Genomic DNA, 23,664 nt, shown 5'->3' on the forward strand with positions numbered 1-23,664 from the left:
AGCCCCGCCCCCTCGGCGTGAGGGAACGGGGCCACATGGTCCGGCAGGCCGCTCGGCTCCGCCTCCCAGCCGGCCGTTGCGTAGTGCCTACGCGTTCGGCGCTACGTCCTTCCACTCCACCGTGACGTGATCCTCGATCGTCATGTTCTTCGCGTGCCTGCCTCGCGCCGGGTTGAGCGTGACGACCAAGGTGAAGTCCACCCATGCTCGACGGGTCGGGAGCGGGGTGTTCGGCCACCCTTTGATGAGCCCAGCGATGCCCGCCACGGAGTCGATGGGAGGCAGGCCGGTGACGTTCGTCAGCTTGCCCTCGACGGTGTCGAGCTTGGCCCTGATCGCCTCGGTACCGGCCGTCATCTGAGACAGGCTGATCGCCCCCTCGGCGTAGGCCAGAGCCAAGCCGTCGAGCCGCTCGCGGAGGTTCGTCGCCTCCATGTGCAGCCCTGCCGAGTCGCCGTCCTGCTCGGCGTTCGCGGCCAAGATGGACGGCAGAAAGTCGGGGAAGACCAGCCTTGCCAGGACGGAGTTACCGACCCGCTTGTCGGCGAGCTCTCGGGGAGTCCTGGTGTGCGTCGCCTTGCACCCGTAGACGGGTGCCCCTCGGTAGCCACGGCCATTGACCGTCTCGCCACACTCGCCGCAGAGCGCGATACCGGCGAGCAGAGTTCCGGGCACTCGGCCGGTACGGCGTCCACCAGAGAACCGGTCGGGGCTGTTCAGGATGGCTACACACGCGTAGTGCGTGGCTTCGTCCAGGATCGCGGGCCACTCCGCCTCGCCGACGACGTCACCCCTGTAGGTGCGCTGTCCGATGTACCGAGGGGAGGTGAGGAGGTTCTTCGCTCCTCGGAGCGTCCACCCCTCCGCCTTCGTGCTCTGCGCCTTCGAGCGAGGAGAGATCAGACCAGCCTCATTCCAGGCTCGGGCCACGGCAGACAGAGACTCACCGGCAAGGATCATCCGGGCACCCTCGACGATTGCGGCGGCCTCTTCGGGGATCACGGTCATGTGGTCGTCGCCGTAGCCGAAGGGGCGGATGCCCGCCGTGTAGGGCTTGCCTGCCCGAGCCGCTTGGACGTTCGATGCGACCTGCCGAAGGGCCTTCTGTTCCCCCTCGTAGGACGCCCAAGCTGTGACCGTGCGGGCAACCGCCCGACCGGCCGGAGTCGACAGGTCAAGGTGTCCGGCGTGGATCGCGTGGACGTTGACGCCGGTCTCGATGACCCGCTCAAGATCTTTCGTGATCCGGATCAGTCGATCCGTATGCCAGACCAAGACGGCCTCGGGCTTGGACATCAGTAGGGCCTCGAAGCCGGGGCGAACCTTCCCCTTCGTGGCGCTGATGTCGTTGTCTGAGAACACCTCTCGCACAGTCCAGCCACGCGCCTCGGCGAAGGCGCGGCACTCGGCCTCTTGCCTCTCCACACCGAGCTCATCGCCATGCCTGTCTTGGGACAGCCTGACGTACACGCACACGTCCACTGGGGTCTCTCTCCTGCTCTGGTTTGCTCGTCCGATGATGACCGACCGGGGAGGCCAGCCGGAACCGACCTCCCCGAAATGCGGGTGCTACCGGCCAAGACCGGCTGCCCGTCGCAGTGCTTCGATGGAGCAGGCGACCTCTTCGAAGTCGGGCTCTGTCGTGATGCAGTCCGAGACGTAGAGACTGAACACCTTCCGTCCGTCGTCGGTGACTCCTTCGAGGGACAGGCCGTCGTCCTCCCCTTCGAGCGACTCGACGCCGAGCAGCGCAAGACGTCGCATGACGTCGGTGAGAAGTGCGTCATGCAGGGAGGCGCCACCGGCAGACACGCTCAGATCGTCGGATGCCGGGGGAGCGATCAGGACGCCCGTACCGGCGATCACGTCCACGATCGCGGTGAAGGGGTGCAGGTCGATCACCTGTCCGACCTCGGTCGGCACGGGCGCGGTCACCTTGTCCTCGGCTGCGTCGTCCTCGCTCCGAACGAAGGAGTGACGGAAGGCGTCGCGGTGAGGCTGTGTGTGCCCCGTAGGGAGGGTGCAAGGGAGGCGCCGGGCGCCCGTTCCAGGACGCTCCCAGCCGATCCGGCGCAGACCGCACACGGTCATCGGGGCCTCGGTCTCGGGCTCGGCGTGGCCGATCACCTGGAAGTCGTGGTCAGCAGGCTTACGCCCGGTCGTACCGTCCGGCCGGACGAACTCCACCCACCCAGTGCTGACGGCGGTAACGGTGGCGGTGCAGTCGTAGAACGAGACCCGGTCCCCCACGATCACGGACGGCTCGGGCTTGGGCTGCACCTTGACCCGCACCATGGCGTCAATGGCGCATGTGTCGTCCAGGGTGAGGCCGAGTTCCCGAGCGTTCTCGGAGGACAGTTCGACAGAGACCGTCTGCGCCTCGGGGTCGACGTCGACAGAGACGACCTCCCGGTCCCCGTCCTTCCACGTGTCGCGACCGAGGATCATGCCGGGCTTCAGGTCGCGAGCAGGGAAGAGGGTCCACTCACCCTCTCCGTAGACACGCTCGACGTGCCGCTGTGCCAGCTCCTTCACGTCCATGAGGCGGCGGCCACCGAACGTGAAGCCGAGACCGACGACAGTCCCGATCCACGCGCTACCCGTGACTTACTTGCGGGCCGTAGCGATGCGCTTGCCGTTGTGCGTGGCGTAGTACGTGCTGGGCTTGGCGTCCTTGTGCCAGGTGATCTCGATCATCGTGGTTCCTCCGTGTGCTTCGAAGGCTTACCACTGATTCGGCATAGTCATGGGTAACCTCGGCATCACCTCGCACGGTGCCTGCATCGTGATCCCGGCGCCCGCCTTCGAGCCCGCCGCGGTGCTGGCCGCCGTCCAGCAGGAGCGCTGCACCTCCCTCTACGGCGTGCCCACGATGTTCATCGCGGAGCTCGACCTTCCCGGCTTCGCCTCGTACGACCTCTCCTCGCTGCGCACGGGGATCATGGCCGGATCGCCCTGCCCGGTCGAGGTGATGAAGAGGGTCGTGGCGGAGATGCACATGGACGAGGTGTCCATCTGCTACGGCATGACGGAGACCTCGCCCGTCTCCACCCAGACGCGCCGGGATGACGATCTCGAACGGCGCACCGGTACGGTCGGCCGGGTGATGCCGCACATCGAGGTGAAGGTGGCCGACCCGGTGACGGGCGTGACCCTGCCGCGTGGTGAGACCGGCGAACTGCGCACCCGGGGATACAGCGTGATGCTCGGTTACTGGGGCCAGCCGGAGCGCACCGCCGAGGTCGTCGACGCGGGGCGCTGGATGCACACCGGGGACCTCGCGGTGATGCGGGAGGACGGGTACGTCCAGATCGTCGGCCGGATCAAGGACATGATCATCCGCGGTGGTGAGAACGTCTATCCGCGCGAGGTCGAGGAGTTCCTCCACGGTCACCCCAAGATCGCGGACGTCCAGGTGGTCGGGGTGCCGGACGAGAGGTACGGCGAGGAGGTCCTGGCCTGCGTCATTCCCCGCGATCCCGCCGACCCGCCGACGCTCGACGAGGTGGCCGCGTACTGCCGCGAGCAGTTGGCGCACTACAAGGTTCCGCGCGGACTGAGGATCCTCGACTCGTTCCCGATGACCGTCAGCGGCAAGGTCCGGAAGGTCGAACTGCGGGAGGGGTACGGCGCTTAGCCCGCGCCGGTGGCCGCAGGATCAGGCGGCTTCGATGACGCCGGAGCCTATGTCCTGGGTCGCGGCGGCCCATTCGATGAGCAGTACCTCGTACTCCGCGGCCTCCATCGGGGTCCAGTCCTGTCCTGCCCGCGAGTCGACGAGTGCGCGGATCGCCTCGTTGGCCTCGACGGCGGACGGGTGGGCGGGCTGGGTCAGAAAAACAGGGGTCGAGTGGGTGGGAAGCCGGGGAGTTAAGACCATGCCTTCACTCTACGTCCTCATACTGACAACAGCTCGAACATATGCGGCTGGCAGGGCACAGGTGACCGAAATCATTCCACGGCGCCCGGCGGTCAGGGCCCGGCGCTGACCAACTCGGTCGCGGGGCCGTTCACCGGCTGAGGTGTGCCCGTGAGGTCGAGGACGAAGAGGGGGATCGCGAGGCCGTCCGCGCGTGAACGCGCCTCGTCCGTGTAGCCGGCCAGTGAGAACAGCACACTGGACACCGAGGTGTTCAGGGCGTTCAGCCAGAGGCACTCCACCTCCCGCAGGGCGGTCGGCCGCGTGGTCGCGTCGACCTGGGCGATGAGCCCGGCGGCCCTGAGGTCGATCCGGGAGCTGGGGCGCGCCTCGGGCTGGACCACGTCGCGGAAGCCCAGCCACTTCAGGTACAGCGCGGCGGTGCTCACCGCGTCACGCGCCGTCCGTATCACCAGGGGCCGGAACGACGGGCGTGGGTGTGCGGCCGTGCGCGGCGGGGGTATGCGGGACGGGCCGCGGGGATCGGCGGGGGTGGGCGGCGGTTCGGCGCCGCGCGTGGCCACCGGGCGTACGGCGACCCGCAGCACGGCGCCGCAGGGGCAGCAGAGTTCGGGGTGCGGCCACTGGTCGCGCCGCCCGCAGGAGTGGCAGCGCACGCTCACCCAGTCGTCGTTCCAGGTGCGGTGCGTGATGATCACGGCCGGGGCGCCGCGCATGAGCGGCGGGGCGGTCGGGGAGCCGCACGGGCAGGGGTACACCGGCGTGATGAAGGCGTGGTCCCGGCGGCAGGCCGGGCAGCGCACCGGTACGGACTCCACGTGCTTCCCCCCTCTTCCGCCTCCGTGGCGGCGACTGCGTTCCGTACCCCCATCGTCCACCAGGAGCGACGCTCAGGGGAGGGAATCGGACACTTCGGCCCGGTGGTCCTGGCCGCTTCCACCGTCCTCCCTTGACGACGGTCCGGAGCGGCCCTAAGTTGATTCCGTATAGCAGAACTAAATTTCCGTAATGCGGAATTGGTGCTCTCAGGTGGCGCGACAGAGCCCGACTCCACCAGGTCCGAGCAGGAGCACTCATGCCTCGTATGACCGCTGCCCGAGCGGCAGTTGAGATCCTCAAGCGCGAAGGTGTCAGCAACGCGTTCGGCGTGCCGGGTGCGGCGATCAACCCGTTCTACGCGGCCCTCAAGGCCTCCGGCGGGGTGCACCACACCCTCGCCCGCCACGTCGAGGGCGCCTCCCACATGGCGGAGGGCTACACGCGCGCCGCGGCCGGGAACATCGGCGTCTGCATCGGTACGTCGGGGCCCGCCGGCACCGACATGATCACCGGCCTCTACTCGGCCATCGCCGACTCGATCCCGATCCTCTGCATCACCGGCCAGGCGCCGACCGCCGTCCTCCACAAGGAGGACTTCCAGGCCGTCGACATCGCGTCGATCGCCGCCCCGGTGACCAAGGCCGCGACGACCGTCCTGGAGGCCGCGCAGGTCCCGGGCGTCTTCCAGCAGGCCTTCCACCTGATGCGCACGGGCCGGCCGGGGCCGGTCCTCATCGACCTGCCGATCGACGTGCAGCTCACCGAGATCGAGTTCGACCCCGAGCTGTACGAGCCGCTGCCCGTCCACAAGCCCGCCGCGACCCGCAAGCAGATCGAGCGGGCCGTCGAGATGCTCAACGCCTCCGAGCGCCCGCTGCTCGTCGCGGGCGGCGGCATCATCAACGCCGACGCCTCCGCCCTGCTGGTGGAGTTCGCCGAGCTGACCGGCGTCCCGGTCGTCCCCACCCTGATGGGCTGGGGCATCCTCCCCGACGACCACGAGCTGAACGCCGGCATGGTCGGCCTCCAGACCTCGCACCGCTACGGCAACGCGAACTTCCTGGAGTCCGACTTCGTCCTCGGCATCGGCAACCGCTGGGCCAACCGCCACACCGGCAAGCTGGACGTCTACACCCAGGGCCGCACCTTCGTCCACGTCGACATCGAGCCCACCCAGCTGGGCAGGATCTTCGCCCCGGACCTCGGTATCGCGTCCGACGCGAAGGCCGCCCTGACGCTCTTCGTCGAGGTGGCGCGCGAGCTGAAGGCGGCCGGAAAGCTGAAGGACCGCTCGCAGTGGGCGGCGTCCACGCAGGAGCGCAGGGCGACGCTCCAGCGGCGCACGCACTTCGACAACGTGCCGCTGAAGCCGCAGCGCGTGTACGAGGAGATGAACCGGGCGTTCGGCCCCGAGACCCGGTACGTCAGCACCATCGGCCTCTCGCAGATCGCGGGCGCGCAGATGCTGCACGTCTACCGGCCGCGCCACTGGATCAACTGCGGCCAGGCCGGGCCGCTCGGCTGGACGATCCCGGCCGCACTGGGCGTCGCCACGGCCGACCCGGACGGCTCCGTGGTCGCGCTCTCCGGTGACTACGACTTCCAGTTCATGCTGGAGGAGCTCGCGGTCGGCGCGCAGCACCGCATCCCCTACGTCCACGTGCTGGTGAACAACTCCTACCTGGGGCTCATCAGGCAGGCGCAGCGCAACTTCGACATCGACTTCCAGGTCAACCTGGAGTTCGAGAACCTCAACTCCCCGGAGCTCGGCGTCTACGGCGTCGACCACGTCAAGGTCGTCGAGGGCCTCGGCTGCAAGGCGATCCGGGTCACCGAGCCTGACCAGCTGCTGCCCGCCTTCGAGGAGGCGAAGAAGCTCGCGGCGGAGCACCGGGTGCCGGTCGTCGTCGAGGCGATCCTGGAGCGGGTCACGAACATCTCGATGAGCGGGACGGACATCGCCTCCGTCAACGAGTTCGAGGACGTGGCGTCCGAGCCCGGTCACGCGCCGACGGCGATCCGTCCGCTGACCAGGGCCTGACCCCGTACGGCCGCGGCCCCCGCCCCCTCCGACAGGGGGACGGGGGCCGCCGCCGTACGCCCGTCAGCCGGTCCGCGCCGGGTCCTCGTCCTTGAACACCGTGTAGTACTCGGCGTTCCCGAGGTCCAGCCGGAACACCATCCCGTGCCGTGCGCGCACCTCCGCCACCGTCGTCGACGCGGGCTCTCGCAGGCACCGCGTCACGGGCGGACCGTCGTCCGCGCACGCCGCCGGCTCCTCGACCGGAGTCCTCGCGGAGCTGCGTACGGTGTCCCAGGACAAGGTCTGCGACGTGTCGGAGATCTGGGCCGGCTCAGGGGTGTCCGGGCCCGTCGGGTTCGGGCCGCGGCCCCGGTAGTAGTCGACGAGGCGCCCGCGGTAGTCGTCGTGGCCGAAGGGGACCGAGGCGGCCGGGGCTCCGGCCGAGGCGGCGCGGTCGCCCGCCGTGAAGACCCCGTCCAGGACATCGGCGATCCGGGCGGGGTCCGCTCCGAACCAGGCGGTGACGTGCAGGTGACAGCGGATCCTGTACATGTCGTCGCCGGTCTGGAAGAACCACTCCTTCGCCGAACCGCCGACGCACCGGTCGTCCACCGCCACCAGTCCGAGGGTGAGCGGGGTGTCTCCGTCGTAGGCTCGGACGACGGCCCGGAGATGGTCCTCGGTCTCCTGGCGCGCCTCCCGTGCGGGGGCCCCGTTCGCGAGCTCACGCACCTCCTCCGGACTCGTGGCCCGGTCCGCGGAGGAGCAGGCGGACAAGGGGAGGGTGAGCAGGAGGGCCGCGGCGACGGACCGCCCTCCGGAGGCGCGGACGGCTGAAACCGGTAATCTCATAAGGTCATTGTGGGTACGGGGACGGTGGCCGCCATCCGTTTCCGTACTCATGTGCGGCAGTCCGAGGCGACGGCCGAGGGCACACGTCGGCCATGCGGCGCGGGCCGTGTGCGCCTGAGCACGCCCCATGGGGCGTGCCGCGAACCACGGGCACGCTCCATCCCCGCCCGGCACGGCCGGATCGCGTCCTACCGGAACGCGGACCACGCCCGGATCATGGGCCCATGGGGGACTACGAGACCACCTCGTCCTGCCCGGACCCGCCCGCCCACGACTTCCAGGCGCTCCTCGAAGGCGCCACCGCGCCCAGGCCGCCGGCTCCGCCCGAGTGCCCCTTCTGCGATCTCCGGCAGGACCGGTACGCCACCTCGTACGCCGGGCACTGGATCCTCCTCGAACCCCGCATCCTCGTCCCGGCCCACACCGTTCCGCCCCGGCGGCGGTGGGTCATCACCTCGACCGGGACCGCCATGAACCTCTGGGACGCCGAGCCGCTGCCCGGCACCAGGTGCCGCATCCCGCACCGCATCGCCTGCCCCCGCCTGGTGCCCGAGGACCACTGGCCCTGGGTGACCGCTCTCCGGCAGCACAACGGGGTACGCGCGCAACGCCTCTTCGATCTGCCGGAGGATGGGCTCCCCTACACGGGCTGACCGGCCCCGGACACGCGTGCAGGGGTGCGGCGCACGCCGACCGGCGTACACCGCACCCCTGCACCTGCGTTCTCTTCACAGCGACCGCGACGGCGGGCTGTGGGCTGTGGGCGGCCGCGCTCCTTCAGGTCTGGAGCGGGCCGCCCGGCCCTTCACCACCGCACTGGCGTCGTCCGCCGCCGCGGTCCCGTCCTGCCGGTGCCGCGCGCTCCCCTCATCCGGGTGCGCGGCGCGGGCAGGGCCCTGGGGAGAGGCTCAGTCCTCGCGCAGGGCGCGGACGGCCTCCTCCACGCGCTTGCCGTAGTCGGCGTCGGCGGCGTGGAAGTGGGCGAGGTTCTTCTCGATCACGTCGTCACGGGTGACCTGCGAGAGTCCCCCGGAGATGTTGGCGATCAGACGGTCCTTCTCGTCCGCGGACATCAGCCGGTAGAGCTCGCCGGCCTGGAAGAAGTCGTCGTCCTTCGTGTGCAGCGGTGCCTCGTGCGTACCCGTCCAGCCGTGCACCGCGAGCGGCGAGGCGAGGGCGGCGCCGGTCTGCGCGGGGCCCGCGTACGAGTTGGGCTCGTAGTTCTTGTCCTGGCGCGAGCCGTAGCGCGTCGCGTGCAGCCCGTCGCGCCCGTAGTTGTCGACGGTCGCCGTCCTCGGCGCGTTGACCGGAAGCTGGGTGTGGTTGATGCCCAGCCGGTAGCGCTGCGCGTCGGCGTAGGCGAACAGCCGGCCCTGGAGCATCTTGTCCGGGGAGGGGCCGATGCCGGGCACGAAGTTGTTCGGCGAGAAGGCCGCCTGCTCCACCTCGGCGAAGACGTTGTCCGGGTTGCGGTCCAGCACCAGCCGGCCGACGCGCTGCAACGGGTAGTCGGCGTGCGGCCACACCTTCGTCACGTCGAACGGGTTGAAGCGGTAGTCCGCCGCCTCCGCGGCCGGCATGACCTGCACGTGCAGCGTCCAGGACGGGTTGACGCCCCGCTCGATGGCCTGGAGCAGGTCCGTCTGGTGCGAGTTGGCGTCCTTGCCGACCTGCTCGGCGGCCTGCTCGGCGGAGAGGGAGCGCACGCCCTGGTTGGTCTTGAAGTGGTACTTGACGAAGAAGGCCTCGCCCTCCGCGTTCGTCCACTGGTACGTGTGCGAGCCGAAGCCGTTCATGTGGCGGTACGAGGCGGGGATCCCGCGGTCGCCCATCAGCCAGGTGATCTGGTGCGTCGACTCGGGGGAGTTCGCCCAGAAGTCCCAGACGTTGTCCGGCTCCTGGCGGCCCGTGAAGGGGTCGCGCTTCTGGGAGTGGATGAAGTCGGGGAACTTGATCGGGTCCTTGATGAAGAACACCGGGGTGTTGTTGCCGACCAGGTCGTAGTTGCCCTGGTCCGTGTAGAACTTGAGGGCGAAACCGCGGGGGTCACGGACGGCGTCCGCGCCACCCAGCGAGTCGGCGACCGTCGAGAAGCGGATGAACGTCTCGGTGCGGCGGCCCACTTCGGACAGGAAGTCGGCGTGGGTGAAGCCGGTGACGTCGTCCGTCACCTCGAAGTAGCCGTACGCGCCGGATCCGCGGGCGTGGACGACGCGCTCCGGGATGCGCTCACGGTTGAAGCGGGCGAGCTTCTCGAGCAGGTGCTGGTCCTGGATGAGGACCGGCCCGCCGGCGCCGGCTGTGGCGGAGTTCTGGTTGTCGGCGACGGGTGCGCCTGACTCGGTCGTGAGCACACGCTGGGACATGGAGGCCTTCCGTACGGGGCTGCTGACGGCCTCAGGAGCGTAGATTCGCCGGGATCGCCGCGTCAACAGTTTGTTGAAATTGGAGGGTAGGGTTCCGGGTCGCGGCAGCGCCTGGGCGCGACAGGACAGGTGTCAGCGCCACCGCGACCCGGAGTTCAGGGGGCCCCGGAAGGGGGCCGGGTGTGTCAGACCTGGGAGCCGGAGAGCCGCTCGACCGAGCGCAGCAGCGCCGAGTGGTCGAGGCCGCCGTCGCCCTGGGCGCGCAGGGAGGCCACGAGCTGGGCCACGACCCCGCCGACGGGCAGTGCCGCGCCCACGTTGCGGGCGGCGTCGGTGACGATGCCCATGTCCTTGTGGTGCAGGTCGATCCGGAAGCCCGGGGCGAAGTCCCGCTTGAGGAAGTTGTCCTTCTTGCGGGTGAGGACCGTCGAGCCGGCGAGGCCGCCGTTCAGCACGTCGAGCGCTGCGGCCAGGTCGACCCCGGACTTCTCCAGGAAGACGACGGCCTCGGCGCAGGCCTGGATGTTGACGGCGACGATCAGCTGGTTGGCCGCCTTCACCGTCTGGCCGGAGCCGTGCGGCCCGCACAGCACGATGGTCCTGCCGAGCGCGTCGAGCAGCGGCTTCGCGGCGTCGAAGTCGCTCTGCTCGCCGCCGACCATGATGGACAGGACGGCCTCGATCGCGCCGGCCTCACCGCCGGAGACGGGGGCGTCCAGCACGCGGATGCCCTTGTCCTTCGCGTTCGATGCCAGGTCCACGGAGGTCTGCGGGGTGATCGAGGACATGTCGATCAGCAGGGCGCCCTGCCGGGCGTTCTCCAGGATGCCGTCGGGGCCGTACGCGATGGCCTCGACCTGCGGGGACGCCGGGACCATCGTGATGACTACATCGGCGTCTTGGACGGCCTCCGCGATGGAGGCGGCGCCCTTTCCGCCGGCCGCGACGAGCCGGTCGACCTTGTCCTGCTCCAGGGTGTAGCCGGTCACCTGGTAACCGGCCTTGACCAGGTTCTCGGACATGGGGGAGCCCATGATGCCGAGCCCGATCCAGGCGACCTTGGGGAGGTTGCTGCTCATGAGGGTGCCTTCCGGTAAGCGTGTGTACGTGGGGCGGGGCCCTCAGCGGGCCGGCCGGTGCTCGGCGGGGAGCCAGTCGAACGCCTCGGCGCTCGGGCGGTTGCCCGGCTTGTACTCCAGGCCGACCCAGCCGCCGTATCCGGCCTCGGTCAGCTCGTCGAGGAGCCGCTCCAGCGGGAGTGAGCCGGTGCCGGGCGCGCCGCGCCCCGGGTTGTCGGCGATCTGGACGTGGCCGGTCTTCGCGGCGTACGCCTTGATCACCTGGCTGAGGTCCTCGCCGTTCATCGACAGGTGGTACAGGTCCAGCAGGAACGTCGCGTTGCCCAGTCCCGTCGCCTCGTTGACGCGGTCGACCACCTCGACGCCCGCCGGTGCGCTGACCAGGGGGTAGAGGGGCGACTCGGTGTCGTTGAGCGTCTCGACGAGGAGGGTCGCACCGATCCGGTGGGCCGCGCGGGCGGCCAGGGCCAGGTTCTCCAGGGCGAGTTCGTCCTGGACGGCCGGGTCCACACCCTCGACGCGGTTGCCGTACAGCGCGTTGAGCGCCTTGCAGCCGACCGAGGCGGCGAAGTCGGCCGCCACGTCGATGTTGGCGCGGAAGCGGTCCGACTCCTCACCGGGGAGCGAGAGCGCGCCCCGGTCGGGGCCGGGGAGACGGCCCGCGTAGAAGTTCAGCCCCACCAGCTGGGTGCCCGCGTCGTCGAGCGCCTTCTTCAGGGCGTCGAGCTCGGCCTGCGCCGGGGTGGGGGTCTCGATCCACGGCCACCAGAGCTCGACCGCCGTGAAGCCCGCGGCGGCGGCCGCCGCGGGGCGCTCCAGGAGCGGGAGTTCGGTGAAGAGGATCGAGAGGTTCACATCGAAGCGCTGGTCCGAGAAACCCATCATGCGCTCCTTCCGTATCGCGGAAGTTAGTTTCTGCTTAACGGAAGATTGCCTGGCGTGCGGTGAGGCTGTCAAGAGGCGAACCGAATTCCGGACACACGGAAGCGGGGTGGAGGCAGTCCAGCCCTCCACCCCGCGACCGTTCAGCCGTGCCTGGTCAGACGGCCGGCACTGTGTCCTGGAACGTCGTGCCCGCGGCCCGGTAACCGCTCACCAGAGCCGATACCTGGGCGGGTGAGAGGACCTGGTCCTTCACGTGCAGCACGTAGTCCACCTGCTGGTCGTACGAGCGGGGCGTGGTACTGGTCTGGCCCGCCAGGTCGATCAGCCACTGGTTGAAGTTGATCGACATCGGCCGCTCCGGCAGGTACGCCGCGCCGTGGGTGCCGAAGGGCTGGCCGTCGACGTAGTACGTGATGGCGCTGTTGTCGATCGTGACCACCAGGTCGTGCCATCCCGCGTAGCTCTGCCGCGCCTCGCTGTGCTGGTTGACGGCCTCCCACGGATCGGGCCGGTACGTCTCCCAGGACGTGGTGTAGAGGATGTTCGCCGGCTCGCCCCAGCCGCCGTTGGGCAGGTACTCGAAGTCGTACTCCGCGTAGTCGTCAGCCATCGGCGCCTTGAGGTCGTTGATGGTGAAGAAGGTCTGGACGAGGCGGTCGCCGTCGGGACCCGAGCGCGGCGCGTCACTGAACTTCACCCTGGCCGCGTAGGTGCCGTTGCGGAACTTCGAGGACTTCGTGAGGATCTCCGTCTGCTCCGTCGAGGCACCCGTGCCCGCCGTGGACGTCTCCAGGTTCATCACCGAATTGCCCGCCTGGCTGCTGAAGGTGACGTTCTCCGGAGCCCAGGTGGCACCCGGCACGCCGGGGCCGCCGGAGTTCGAGCGGACGCTCCAGCCGTTCGCCGCGATCTTCGGGTCCGCGTGACCGCTGTAGTTGAAGTCGTCGAACAGCCGGGGCCCGTCGGCCGGCGGATCGGTGGGCGGATCCGTCGGGTCGGTGGGGCCGTTGCCCCCGGGAGCCTCGCCCCAGGCCGTGACCGACCCCAGCTGCGCGGTGATCCTCGTCCAGTCGCCGTACGTGTTCCGTTCGGCGCCGAAGGAGTAGTCGTCGCTCTGCCCCAGCGGCTGCCAGTCCGCGCGGTGGAAGCGCAACTGCATGTCACCGGTGTCCGCCCCGGGGGCCAGGGTGCCCGCGCCGGCGGTGAAGCCGATCTCCAGGTAGCGGTCGGCGGTCGCGGTCGGGTTCGGCAGGGTCTTGAAGGTGCCGGTGATGTTCGCGCAGCCCTTCACCGCCCAGGAACAGGCGAACCGGTAGGCCGCCGAGGCCGAATCGCCCTTGAAGTAGTACCGCACCTTCACGTCGGAGAGCGGCACGCTCGCGCTCCCGGTGTTGCGCACCTTCAGCCACGGCTCGCTCTGGTCGGCCGTCGCGCCCGACGCGCTCGTGCGGTACTGGACGACGAGCCCGCCGGCCGCGGCGGCGCCCGCGGTGCCGGGAAGAGCGGCGAGGGCCGTGCAGCCCAGGGCCAGGGTGACGGCGGCGGCCGCCGCCGCGCGGATACGGCTCCTGCGGAATGTGCTCATGGGGATGTTCCTCTCCGGAACGGTGGGGGACGGGTTACCGAGGGGGTCGCGCTGTACCTGAGGCCGCGGTCGCCAGGGACCGCGTGGTGAGGGGCCGGTAGCGGACGCCTAGGGCGTCCAGCCGGGCGGTGTGGTCGCGCAGCCGCTCGACGAATCCGGGCCAGTCGCTGCCCCCGCCGGACCACGCGCGGTCCGCCAGGGCGCAGAGCCGGGGGTAGGTGAGGTACTCGATCCGGTCCGGCGTCGTCACGTACTCGGTCCACAGCTGCGCCTGGGTGCCCAGCACGCGGGAGGCCTCCTCGGGCTCCCAGCCGAGGGGCACCGGCTCGTTGGCGTGCACCGCGTGCAGGGGGACGGGAGCTCCCGGCTGGGCGGGGGGCTCGTCCGGGTCCGTGGACTGGGCGTAGTCGAGGTAGGTGGCCCGGTGGTGTGCCGTCACCACCTGATGTCCGCGCCGCGCCGCCGTCCGGGCGTGGGCCGGATCGCGCCAGGTCATCACCGTGAACTCCGGGGGCAGTTCGCTGCCGCTCTCCGCCCAGCCGGTGGGCCGCCGGCCGTGCTCCACCAGGAACGAGCCGATCCGGCCCATGAACCAGCCGTGCAGATCCCCGGCGCCGGCCAGTCCGGCGGCCGCGGCACGCTCGCGGGCCGCCGGGCTGTTCTCCCACTCGGTGGTGGGGCACTCCTCGCCGCCGATGTGGACGTAGGGGGACGGGAAGACGTCCATGACCTCCTCCAGCACCGTCCGGCAGAAGTCGAAGACCTCCTCGTGGACGCCGAGCACGGTGTCGCAGACGCCCCACCTGGTCCAGACGTCGAGCTGCCGCTCCGGGTGGTTCCCCAGGTGCGGGTAGGCCGCGAGGGCCGCGCGCACATGGCCGGGCATCTCGATCTCCGGCACGACGGTCACCCCGCGCTCCGCCGCGTGGCGGACCAGGCCGCGCAGCTCGGCCCTGGTGTAGGAGCCCCCGTGCGGCACCCCGTCGGACAGGGACTGGGTCCGGTGCCCGCCCACCGACGTGAGCCGGGGGAAGGCGTCGACCGGCATCCGCCAGCCCTGGTCGTCCGTGAGGTGCAGATGCAGGACGTTGAGCTTGTGCAGGGCCATGAGGTCGACGTACCGGTGCAGGTAGGAGACCGGCTGGAAGTGCCGGGCGACATCGAGCATCGCGCCGCGCCAGGGGTACCGCGGTACGTCGCTGATCTCCACGCACGGCAGCTCCCAGGCCGTGGCGCGCGCACCGCCCGACAGGGCTTCGGGCGGCAGCAGCTGCCGGATCGTCTGGACGCCCCGGAGCAGGCCGTCGGGCCGGGCGGCGCGCAGCAGCAGGGCCTGCGGGCCGACGGTCAGGCCGTACCCCTCGTCGCCGAGCCCGCCGAGCTGCGGATCGAGTGCCAGGACGACCCGGCCCTCGGCGGAGGGCGGCAGGGGCAGGCCGGTCGTCGGCCCGAGGAGCGTGCGCAGCAGGTCCGCCGCGCCTTCCGCGCCCGGCAGGGCGCGTACGGCGGTGTCCTGGCCGAGGACGAAGCGGCCCGGGCGTGGCGAGACCTTGCGGGGGCGGGGGACGAGGGAGAGCTCGGGGCGTGGTGCGGGCACGGGGGCCTCCGGGTTCGGGGAGTCGGGCGGTTCGCGTGGCCGGGTTCGCGGTGGACGCCCGGCGGGCTCAGCCCTTGACCGCGCCGGCCGCGAAGCCGGAGGTCACATGGCGCTGGAGCACCAGGAAGATCACGAGGGCGGGCAGCGCGAAGAGCGTGGAGGCGGCCATGGTGGCGCCCCAGTCGGTGCCGAAGGTGTTCTGGAAGGACGACAGCCAGACGGGCAGGGTGCGGTTGTCCTGCTGCTTGATGATCAGGAAGTTGGCGTAGGCGAACTCGTTCCAGGCGGTGATGAACCCGAAGAGCGAGGTCGCCATCAGACCGGGAGCGAGCAGTGGCAGGGCGATCCTGACGAACGCCCCCGTCCGGGTGCAGCCGTCGACCTGCGCGGCTTCCTCCAGCTCGGGCGGGATCGTCGCGAGGAAGCCGCGCAGCACCACGATCGTGAACGGCAGCGTGATCATGAAGTAGACGAGGGTGAGCGTGGGCAGCCGGTCGAGCATGTCCGTGTCACGCGAGATGATGTACACCGGGATGATCAGCGACTCCCAGGGCGCCATCTGGGCGATGAACACCAGCAGCATGAACTGCCGCCGGCCCTTCCACCGCAGCCGGGCGACGGCGAACGACGCCCCGAGGGCCACGAGGAGGGAGAGCAGCACGGCACCCAGCGTGACCAGGACGCTGTTGCGCCAGAACAGCTCGAAACCGTCCGCCTGCACGGCCCGGCGGAAGTGGTCCAGCGTCCAGGTGTAGGGAACGAGCCTCGGCTCGGAGGACTGGATGTCCCGGGACGGCTTGAACGCGGTGGAGATCATCCAGTACACCGGGAACAGGCAGACCACGACGGTCACGACCGCGGCGGCGTTCAGCGGGATCCGTCGGATCCGGGGGCGTGGCTGGTTCATCGCAGGTCGTCCTCCTGACGGAACATCTGGCGGAAGTAGAGGACCAGCACCCCGGACATCAGGACCACGGTGATCATCGACGCGGCCGAGCCCAGGTCGTAGCGCTGGCTGGAGAGCGCCGTCTGGACCGCGTACACGGGCAGGATGGTGGTGGCGTCTCCGGGGCCGCCGCGGGTCATCACCCAGATCTGGACGAACGCCTTGAAGGTCCAGATCACCTCCAGGGAGAGGACCAGCATGAAGATCGGCCGCAGCATCGGGAAGGTCACCGAGCGGAAGATGCGGGAGGCGGAGGCTCCGTCCAGGCGGGCCGACTCGTACAGCTCGGCCGGGACCGTGGTCAGGGCGGAGTAGAGGGTGACCGCCGCGAACGGCACGGACTGCCAGACGATCAGCAGGACCAGGATCGTGAAGGACGCCGTACCGTTCGCGAACCACGGGTAGCGGTCGAAGGACTCGAAGCCGAGCGCGGTCAACGACTGGTTGACGATGCCGAATTCGGAGTGGAACAGCCACTGGAAGACCGTCGTCGCCGCGACCACGGGCATGGCCCACGCGAGCACCAGGGAGCAGAGCACGACCGTGCGGCCGACCCTGCGCAGGCGCTCCGTCATCAGGGCGACCAGCGTCGAGATGACCATGATCAGTACGACGTTGACGGCCATGAACACGAAGGTGCGGCCGGTCACCTCCCAGAAGCGCGGGTCGGACAGCAGCGTCCGGTAGTTGCGCAGCCCCACGAACTCGGCGTCGCCGCTGATCAGCTGGCGGAGCCTGAAGTCCTGGAGGGAGATCACCACGGCCCGCACGAGCGGGTACACCAGCAGATAGAGCATGCCGCCGATCGCGGGAGCGATCAGGGCGTACGGCCAGAGGTCGCGCGGGGGCCGTCCGCGCCGCCGTCCCGGTGGCGCGGACGGGGGGCGGTGGACGCGTTGCGCGGGTCTTTCACGGACAGCCGGCACGACGGGCCTCCTCTCGGTGGTGGGCAGCGGACGGGGCAGGATCAGGAACCGGCGTTCATGGCCCGGGTGATGTCCTCGGACGCCTTGGCCGCCGCACCTGCGGCGTCACCGCCGGTGAGGACAGCGGTCATGTAGTCCTTGATCGGGTTCTCGGCCTCCACCGCGGCCCAGCCGGGCGTATTGGGCGTCGCATGCCCGTTCGCGGCGCCGACGGCCATCGCGGCGGCACCCGGATCGCCGGCCACGGCCGACGCCAGCGTGGTCCGGTTCGGCACGTAGCTCATGGCCACCGCGAGCTTCTTCTGCCAGGCGTCGCCCGTCAGTTCCTCGATGAAGGTGAGCGCGGCGTCCGGATGTCCGGCCGCGGCGGGGACGACCAGGTCGGAGCCGCCGGTGAAGACCGCGCCCGGTGTGCCGGCCGTCTTGCCGGGGATCGGGAAGAAGCCGAGCTTCCCCTCCAGCTCCGGGTTGTTCTCGACGACGACGTTGGCGTTGCCGGGCGTGGAGATGACCTGGGCCACCTGTCCCTGCGCCATCACCTCGGCCTGCGGCGGGTCGTCCTCGTCGGAGTCCCGGGGCCCTTTGCCGAGCGCCTGGAGCTGGGCGTAGAACGCCATGCCGCGCAGCGCCTCGGGGGTGTCGAGCGCGCCCTTCCACCGGCCGCCGGACTCGGAAGCCAGGTCCCCGCCCTCGTCCCAGACGAAGCCTGCCAGCGCGTACCAGAGCTGTCCGGGCAGGTAGATCCCCTGGGTGCCGCCCTTGTTCAGCTTCGTGGTGGCGGCGACCCACTGTTCGCGCGTGGTGATCTTCGCCGGGTCGATGCCGGCCTTCTCGAAGAGGTCCTTGCGGTAGACCACGACCCGGTTGGCCGCGTAGTACGGGATTCCGTACTGCTTCCCCTCGTACGAACCCGGCTCGGCCAGGCCCTTCAGCCAGTCGCCGCCGTTCAGCTCCTCCTTCCTGTCGCTCAGGTCCAGCAGGCCGCCGCTCTCGGCGAACTGCGCCACCTGCGTGTTGCCCGCCTCGATCACGTCCGGGGCGTCATTGCTCGCCAGGGCGGCGGTGATCTTCTGGCCGATGCCGTCCCACTCCTGGATCTGGATCTTCACGTCGATGTCCGGGTGCGCGGCCTCGAAGCCTTCGGTGAACTCCTTCTGGAACCCGGCCGAGACGCTGTCACGCATCAGCCATACATCGACCGTCGTCACGCCCCCGGCCCCTTCGGCGTCGTCGGCGCCGGAGCTGCAGGCACTGAGAGCGGCGGCCGTCACGAGCGCGGACACACCGGCAAGCAAGCGGTACTTCACGGTTCACCTCAACGGGAGCAGAGACCTGACCACCTGACCAGTGAAGTCCACTGGACAGCTCACCTCTTGGTGGTGGATGAAGGTGGCATAGACCAATGAGGCCGTCAACCCCTTGTGTACGAAGGGATTTTGGCGATGGCGGCGCGGTCGGCCCTTTGTTCATGTCGGCGCAGGTGGTTAGAATCTCTCTGACCAGTGGCCATCGGTTGCTCAACTGGTAAAGGGAGCGGAACGCGCGAAGGGGAACGCATGAAAGCCGACGTACCGGGGACGGTGCTCAAACGGGAACGGGCCCGCGACGCGGTCCTCGAGCTGATCGAGAGCCGCAGCCCCGGGGACGCCATCCCGTCCGAGCGGGCCCTCTGCGCCCTGCTCGGCGTGTCCCGGCCGACCCTGCGCGCCGCCGTCGACGAGCTGGTGGCCGCCGGGCTGCTGGTCCGCGAACACGGGCGCGGGATGTTCGTCGCGCCGGAGAAGATCACCCAGGAGCTGGTCTCGGCCGACCTCGCCCTGAGCGTGCCGCAGGCGGCCGGGGCGTGGTCGAGCAGGCTCCTGGAGTTCACCACCCTCCAGGCGGGCGCCCGGGTCGGCCGCAAGCTGCGGATGTCACCCGCCGAGGAGGTCGTCTACGTCGCGCGGCTGCGCCTGGTCGACGGTGCCCCCATGGCGATCGAGCACCTGCACATCAGGGCGGCTCTCGTCCCGGGCCTCTCGGCCCAGGAGCTGGAGGACGGAGATCTCTACGAGCACCTCCGCCACACCCACGGGGTCCATGTCCGGGAGGCCGTCCAGGCCATCGAGCCCACGGTCGTCACGCGGGCCGAGGCCCAGCTCCTGGGGGTCCCCGAGCTCTCCCCGGCCCTGCTGTTCGAGCGGCTGACCTCGGACACCTCCGGGGTGCCCGTCGAGTACGTCCACTCGCTCTACCGGGGCGACCGCTACCGGATCGTCTCCCGGCTGGCGCTCGGTCCTGCGGCGGCGACCGCGGGGCTGGTCAGGGACGGGCACCATCCGGGGATCCCGCCCGGAGACTTCGCGCACGGCGACCCGATCGCCTCGTCCACCCGGGGGGACATCCAGGCCGGGTCCTGAGGCGCCGGGGGCGGCCGGTCGCGCCGGGCCCGCGATGCGTCCGGACCCGCCGGGCGCCGGGCCCCCCGGGGCCGCCGGGCCCGTGCCTTAGGGTCGGGGCGAGCCGTGCGAGCCGACCGACACGGCGGGACATGAGGGAGGCACCGTGCGCTTGAGGGTGGAATTCACCACCGAGCCCTTCGACCTGGACGAGGCGCCGGCCCATGCGGTGGTGGCCCGTGAGGTCATCCAGACCGCCGACCTGGACGCGGTGGACGTGGGCCCCTTCGGGAACACGGCCGAAGGGGGCGCCGACCAGGTGCTGACCGCCGTGGACTCCCTGCTGCGCAAGGCCCTGGCCTCGGGTGCCACCCGGGTCTCCCTCCAGCTCAACGTGATCGGGGAGGACACCCCGTGACCGAACCGGCCGACCACCCGCTGGTCACCGCGGTGAAGCCGCTCGTCGACGCCATGGGGGCCGAGCTCCTCGCCCCGGATCAGGCCACCGCCGAGGACGTGGTGCTCGCGTGGGAGGGGGCGGACGTCATAGCGGTCCGGCTCCCGCAGCTCTCCGAATCGCTCGACCACATCCTGGCCGCGATGGAGCGGCGGCACGGGATGCCGTTGGCCGACCTGGACCGCAAGGCGAAACAGGGTGTGGTCCGGACTCTCGAGGCACGCGGTGCCTTCTCTGTGCGGCACGGGGTGGAGACGGTGGCGGGCGCCCTGGGGGTCAGCCGCTTCACCGTCTACAACTATCTGAACCGGGACAATGCCGCCAAGGGTGGCTAGCCGACCCGTAACGTCTCTCGATGCCGCCGTCCGGGAACTCGGGCGGCGGCATCATCTGTTCGTGGAATTTCAACAAACTGTTGACGTGGTGTTGCGAAGGGCGTTAGCTATCCGCAGCCCGACAACGCACACAGCGAAAACAGCCACGGAGGCTCCCGTGACTACGAGCTCCACACCGGGCCCCGCCCGGTTCAACACCCTGGCGGCCGAAGAGGCCACAGCCGCACTGCACGAGGTGTGTGCCAGTGCGACGTGGGGAAGCTTCGTCCTCGCCCACCGGCCCTACGCCGACACGGAAGCCCTGCTCTCCGCGAGCGACGCCGCCATGGCCGAGCTCTCCGCGGAGGACCTGGCCGAGGCGATGGCCGGCCACCCGCCGATCGGACGCCCCAAGCCGGGGGACCCGGACTCCGCCCGTGAACAGCGGGGGATGGCCGGTGCGTCCGAGGAGCTCAGGGCGGAGATGCTCGAACTCAACCTGGCCTACCAGGAGAGGTTTGGACATGTCTTCCTGATCTGTGCCACCGGAGCCACCGGTGAGCAGATGCGCGACGCGGTGAAGACCCGTATCGGCAACTCGCCCGAGCAGGAACGCGAGATCGTCCGGACCGAACTGGGCAAGATCAACCGCATCCGGCTGACCCGCCTCGTACAGGACTCCTGAGACCTCGTACACCCGAAGAGAACAAGGAGCGTGACGGTCTTGAGCACCGACACCACCGCATCGGTGTCCACCCACATCCTGGACACCAGCATCGGCCGTCCCGCCGAAGCCGTCACCGTCTCCCTGGCCGCCCGTAGCGGCGGCGACACGCAGTACGTGACGCTCGGCGGATCCGCGACCGACGCGGACGGGCGCTGCAAAGACCTGCCGGCCCTGCCGGAAGGAACCACCCACGTACGGCTCGTCTTCGACACCGAGTCGTACTTCACCGCGAAGAAGCAAGCCGAGGCGCAGCAGGACGCCCCCCGCGTAAGGGACAGCGGCGCGTTCTTCCCGGAGGTGGCGATCGCATTCGCCGTCACCCCGGGCGAACACTTTCACGTACCGCTGCTGCTCAACCCGTTCGGCTACTCCGTTTACCGAGGGAGCTAGCAGACAATGCCCACGATTCTCGGCCAGAACCAGTACGGCAAAGCAGAGAACCGCGTCGTCAAGATCACGCGGGACGGCGACACCCACCACATCAAGGACCTGAACGTCTCGGTCGCCCTCTCCGGCGACATGGACGACGTCCACTACTCCGGCTCCAACGCCAACGTCCTGCCGACCGACACCACCAAGAACACGGTGTTCGCCTTCGCCAAGGAACACGGCATCGAGTCCGCCGAGCAGTTCGGCATCCACCTGGCACGGCACTTCGTGACCTCGCAGGAGCCGATCAAGGTGGCCCGGATCCGGATCGAGGAGTACGGCTGGGAGCGCATCGCGACGTCCGACGGCAACTCCAGGTTCATCGGCGCCGACGAGGTCAAGCACTCTTTCGCCCGCAAGGGCCAGGAGACCCGGGTCAGCCAGATCACCTTCGACGGGGAGAAGTGGGAGGTCATCTCCGGCCTCAAGGACCTCTCCGTCATGAACTCGACCAACTCGGAGTTCTGGGGCTACGTCAAGGACAAGTACACGACGCTGAAGGAGGCGTACGACCGCATCCTCGCGACGGACGTCTCCGCCCGGTGGCGCTACAACTGGACCAGCGACGACGAGCGCATGCCGAACTGGGAGAAGTCCTACGAGCAGGCGCGCAAGCACATGCTCCAGGCCTTCGCGGAGACGTACTCCCTCTCCCTCCAGCAGACCCTGTACCAGATGGGTTCGCGGATCATCAACAACCGCAGCGAGATCGACGAGATCCGGTTCTCGCTGCCGAACAACCACCACTTCCTGGTCGACCTGGAGCCCTTCGGCCTCAAGAACGACAACGAGGTGTACTTCGCAGCCGACCGCCCGTACGGCCTCATCGAGGCGACGGTGCTCCGGGACGGCGTCGAGCCGAAGATCCCGGTCGACATGACCAACCTCTGACGCGGTGCTGAACCGGCCTCCGCCCCCTCGGTGGGGCGGGGCCCGGTCACCCGGAGGGAAATCCCATGGCACAGCCTGCAACGGGGCCGGCGAAAGGCCCATGTACCGCCCCACCGACCGCTGCCGGTAAGGCAGTTCACCCGGTGGACGAAAAGCTCCCGCCCTCGCGGCTCGTCCCCGCCGCGCTCCAGCACATCGCCGCCATGTACGCGGGCGTCGTCACCCCTCCGCTCATCATCGGGCAGGCCGTCGGCCTCGACGCGGCCGGCATGACCCGCCTCATCGCGGCGAGCCTCCTGATCGCCGGTCTCGCCACCCTCCTCCAGACCCTCGGCGCCGGACGCTTCGCCGGGAACCGGCTGCCCTTCGTCAACGCCGCGTCCTCCGCGGGGATCGCGCCGATGCTCGCCATCGCCGAGACCAGCGCCCCCGGTCATCAACTCCCCGCGATCTACGGGGCGGTACTGGTGGCCGGCGTCTTCTGCCTGGCCGTCGGCCCCTTCTTCGGGCGGCTGCTGCGCTTCTTCCCGCCCCTCGTCACCGGCGTCGTCATCACCCTCATCGGCGTCACCCTGATGCCGGTACCGGTCGGCTGGGCCCAGGGCGGCGACGCCACCGCCGACGACTTCGGCGCCATGAAGTACCTGGCGCTGGCCGCTTTCACCCTCGTCGTCATCCTGCTGATCCAGCGGTTCGGGCGCGGCTTCGTCAGGCAGACCGCCCTGCTCGCGGGCATGTTCCTCGGCACGCTGGCCGCGATTCCCTTCGGACTCGCCGACTTCTCCGCGCTCGGCTCCGCCCCCGTGGCCGCCCTGCCGACACCCTTCGCCTTCGGCGCACCCGAGTTCCAGCCCGCCGCGATCCTCTCCCTGTGCATCGTGATGCTCGTGCTGATGACGGAGTCGTCGGCCGGCATGCTGGCGCTCGGCGAGATCTGCGAGCGGCGCACCGACGGCGCCACCATCACCCGCGGTCTGCGCACGGACGGGATCGCCACGCTCCTGGGGCCGGTCTTCGGAGGTTTCCCGACCAGCGCCTTCGCCCAGAACGTCGGCGTCGTGTCGCTGACGCGGGTACGCAGCCGCTACGTCGTCGCCGCGGCAGGCGGCGCCCTGATGGTCCTGGGCGTCTTCCCCATGCTGGGCGCGGTCGTCTCGCTGGTCCCCATGCCCGTGCTCGGCGGCGCCGGCATCGTCCTGTTCGGCTCGATCGCGGTGAGCGGCATCCGGACGCTGGCCGAGGCGGGCCTCGACGACAGCTCCAACATCATCCTCGTGGCGGTGGCACTCGGCGCGGGCATCATCCCGCTCGCGGCGCCCTCCTTCTACGCCGGATTCCCGTCCTGGGCGCAGACGGTGCTCGGCTCGGGGATCAGTGCGGGAGCGCTCGTCGCGGTCCTGCTCAATCTGTTCTTCCACCATCTCGGCACCCACAGCCGTAACGCTGTGGCACTCAAATCCTCCTAGGGTCCTGCCGTGCCCACATCGCCAGAGACAGAAGAGGGAAGCAC

Annotated in this window: 22 protein-coding genes and 1 pseudogene; 10 read left to right on the top strand and 13 right to left on the bottom strand. The window is 69.9% G+C overall.

The window, feature by feature from the left end; genetic code table 11:
• Nucleotides 1-87: 87 nt before the first annotated feature.
• A complete protein-coding gene (locus ACFUNE_RS24000; protein ID WP_383571599.1) occupies nt 88-1,470 on the bottom strand; it encodes a recombinase family protein in 1,383 nt (460 codons plus the stop codon).
• A gap of 99 nt (nt 1,471-1,569) precedes the next feature.
• Nucleotides 1,570-2,541, bottom strand: coding sequence for a hypothetical protein (locus ACFUNE_RS24005; RefSeq protein ID WP_383571602.1), 972 nt, complete (start codon nt 2,539-2,541; stop codon nt 1,570-1,572).
• Nucleotides 2,542-2,734: 193 nt separating this feature from the next.
• Here ACFUNE_RS24005 and ACFUNE_RS24010 point away from each other — a divergent pair.
• Nucleotides 2,735-3,637 (top strand): annotated as a pseudogene (locus tag ACFUNE_RS24010) (AMP-binding protein); the annotation flags it as partial.
• Between the two features lie 21 nt (nt 3,638-3,658).
• Here the strand turns inward: ACFUNE_RS24010 and ACFUNE_RS24015 are convergent.
• The gene (locus ACFUNE_RS24015; RefSeq protein ID WP_383571605.1) at nt 3,659-3,880 is read right to left on the bottom strand and encodes a hypothetical protein; all 222 of its coding nucleotides are present in this window, start codon (nt 3,878-3,880) and stop codon (nt 3,659-3,661) included.
• A 92-nt stretch (nt 3,881-3,972) separates the two neighbouring features.
• On the bottom strand, nt 3,973-4,698 hold the full coding sequence (locus ACFUNE_RS24020) for a hypothetical protein (RefSeq protein WP_383571608.1): 726 nt from the start codon (nt 4,696-4,698) through the stop codon (nt 3,973-3,975).
• A gap of 257 nt (nt 4,699-4,955) precedes the next feature.
• Here ACFUNE_RS24020 and gcl point away from each other — a divergent pair, with 257 nt between their 5' ends.
• Entirely contained in the window at nt 4,956-6,740 is a 1,785-nt protein-coding gene (gene gcl / locus ACFUNE_RS24025; protein WP_383571611.1) for a glyoxylate carboligase, read from the top strand.
• A 63-nt stretch (nt 6,741-6,803) separates the two neighbouring features.
• On the opposite strand, the gene ACFUNE_RS24030 is transcribed toward gcl, so the two are convergent.
• Nucleotides 6,804-7,574 carry a hypothetical protein gene (locus ACFUNE_RS24030; protein WP_383571614.1) on the bottom strand — a complete coding sequence of 257 codons (771 nt, stop codon included), beginning with the start codon at nt 7,572-7,574 and terminating at the stop codon, nt 6,804-6,806.
• Between the two features lie 224 nt (nt 7,575-7,798).
• Between ACFUNE_RS24030 and ACFUNE_RS24035 the strand changes: the two genes are divergently transcribed.
• Nucleotides 7,799-8,227, top strand: coding sequence for a DUF6083 domain-containing protein (locus ACFUNE_RS24035; protein ID WP_383571617.1), 429 nt, complete (start codon nt 7,799-7,801; stop codon nt 8,225-8,227).
• Nucleotides 8,228-8,482: 255 nt separating this feature from the next.
• Here the strand turns inward: ACFUNE_RS24035 and ACFUNE_RS24040 are convergent, their stop codons facing one another.
• From ACFUNE_RS24040 to ACFUNE_RS24075, 8 genes are all read right to left on the bottom strand, one after another.
• Nucleotides 8,483-9,940 carry a catalase gene (locus tag ACFUNE_RS24040; protein WP_383571620.1) on the bottom strand — a complete coding sequence of 486 codons (1,458 nt, stop codon included), beginning with the start codon at nt 9,938-9,940 and terminating at the stop codon, nt 8,483-8,485.
• Nucleotides 9,941-10,125: 185 nt separating this feature from the next.
• On the bottom strand, nt 10,126-11,019 hold the full coding sequence (locus tag ACFUNE_RS24045; protein WP_383571623.1) for a 2-hydroxy-3-oxopropionate reductase: 894 nt from the start codon (nt 11,017-11,019) through the stop codon (nt 10,126-10,128).
• Nucleotides 11,020-11,061: 42 nt separating this feature from the next.
• Complete coding sequence (locus tag ACFUNE_RS24050; protein ID WP_383571742.1) at nt 11,062-11,901, bottom strand: TIM barrel protein; 840 nt, start codon at nt 11,899-11,901, stop codon at nt 11,062-11,064.
• A gap of 157 nt (nt 11,902-12,058) precedes the next feature.
• Nucleotides 12,059-13,489, bottom strand: coding sequence for a cellulose binding domain-containing protein (locus ACFUNE_RS24055; protein WP_383571626.1), 1,431 nt, complete (start codon nt 13,487-13,489; stop codon nt 12,059-12,061).
• Nucleotides 13,490-13,523: 34 nt separating this feature from the next.
• Nucleotides 13,524-15,086 (bottom strand): beta-N-acetylhexosaminidase, encoded by a 1,563-nt coding sequence (locus ACFUNE_RS24060; protein WP_383571629.1) that lies wholly within the window; start codon nt 15,084-15,086, stop codon nt 13,524-13,526.
• A gap of 67 nt (nt 15,087-15,153) precedes the next feature.
• Nucleotides 15,154-15,993: a carbohydrate ABC transporter permease gene (locus ACFUNE_RS24065; protein WP_383571632.1), complete on the bottom strand. Its 840-nt coding sequence runs from the start codon at nt 15,991-15,993 to the stop codon at nt 15,154-15,156.
• A complete protein-coding gene (locus ACFUNE_RS24070; RefSeq protein WP_383571634.1) occupies nt 15,990-16,958 on the bottom strand; it encodes a carbohydrate ABC transporter permease in 969 nt (322 codons plus the stop codon). The genes ACFUNE_RS24065 and ACFUNE_RS24070 overlap by 4 nt, the downstream gene beginning before the upstream one ends.
• Nucleotides 16,959-16,999: 41 nt before the next feature.
• On the bottom strand, nt 17,000-18,265 hold the full coding sequence (locus tag ACFUNE_RS24075; protein WP_383571637.1) for an extracellular solute-binding protein: 1,266 nt from the start codon (nt 18,263-18,265) through the stop codon (nt 17,000-17,002).
• A 249-nt stretch (nt 18,266-18,514) separates the two neighbouring features.
• Between ACFUNE_RS24075 and ACFUNE_RS24080 the strand changes: the two genes are divergently transcribed.
• The 7 genes from ACFUNE_RS24080 to ACFUNE_RS24110 all read left to right on the top strand — a co-directional run bounded on the left by ACFUNE_RS24080 (nt 18,515) and on the right by ACFUNE_RS24110 (nt 23,620).
• The gene (locus ACFUNE_RS24080) at nt 18,515-19,357 is read left to right on the top strand and encodes a GntR family transcriptional regulator (RefSeq protein ID WP_383571640.1); all 843 of its coding nucleotides are present in this window, start codon (nt 18,515-18,517) and stop codon (nt 19,355-19,357) included.
• A gap of 145 nt (nt 19,358-19,502) precedes the next feature.
• Entirely contained in the window at nt 19,503-19,754 is a 252-nt protein-coding gene (locus tag ACFUNE_RS24085) for a hypothetical protein (protein ID WP_073748564.1), read from the top strand.
• Nucleotides 19,751-20,128 (top strand): helix-turn-helix domain-containing protein, encoded by a 378-nt coding sequence (locus ACFUNE_RS24090; protein WP_383571644.1) that lies wholly within the window; start codon nt 19,751-19,753, stop codon nt 20,126-20,128. Before ACFUNE_RS24085 ends, ACFUNE_RS24090 begins: the two co-directional genes overlap by 4 nt.
• Before the next feature lie 157 nt (nt 20,129-20,285).
• The gene (gene uraD, locus ACFUNE_RS24095) at nt 20,286-20,792 is read left to right on the top strand and encodes a 2-oxo-4-hydroxy-4-carboxy-5-ureidoimidazoline decarboxylase (RefSeq protein ID WP_383571647.1); all 507 of its coding nucleotides are present in this window, start codon (nt 20,286-20,288) and stop codon (nt 20,790-20,792) included.
• A 39-nt stretch (nt 20,793-20,831) separates the two neighbouring features.
• The gene (gene uraH / locus ACFUNE_RS24100; protein ID WP_383571650.1) at nt 20,832-21,224 is read left to right on the top strand and encodes a hydroxyisourate hydrolase; all 393 of its coding nucleotides are present in this window, start codon (nt 20,832-20,834) and stop codon (nt 21,222-21,224) included.
• 6 nt (nt 21,225-21,230) lie between these two features.
• On the top strand, nt 21,231-22,154 hold the full coding sequence (gene pucL, locus ACFUNE_RS24105; protein ID WP_383571653.1) for a factor-independent urate hydroxylase: 924 nt from the start codon (nt 21,231-21,233) through the stop codon (nt 22,152-22,154).
• 65 nt (nt 22,155-22,219) lie between these two features.
• Nucleotides 22,220-23,620 (top strand): nucleobase:cation symporter-2 family protein, encoded by a 1,401-nt coding sequence (locus ACFUNE_RS24110; RefSeq protein WP_383571656.1) that lies wholly within the window; start codon nt 22,220-22,222, stop codon nt 23,618-23,620.
• Nucleotides 23,621-23,664 lie beyond the last annotated feature (44 nt).

Origin of the sequence: Streptomyces sp. NPDC057287 (genome assembly GCF_042667905.1) — a bacterium.
In the GTDB taxonomy this organism is placed as follows: Bacteria; Actinomycetota; Actinomycetes; order Streptomycetales; family Streptomycetaceae; genus Streptomyces.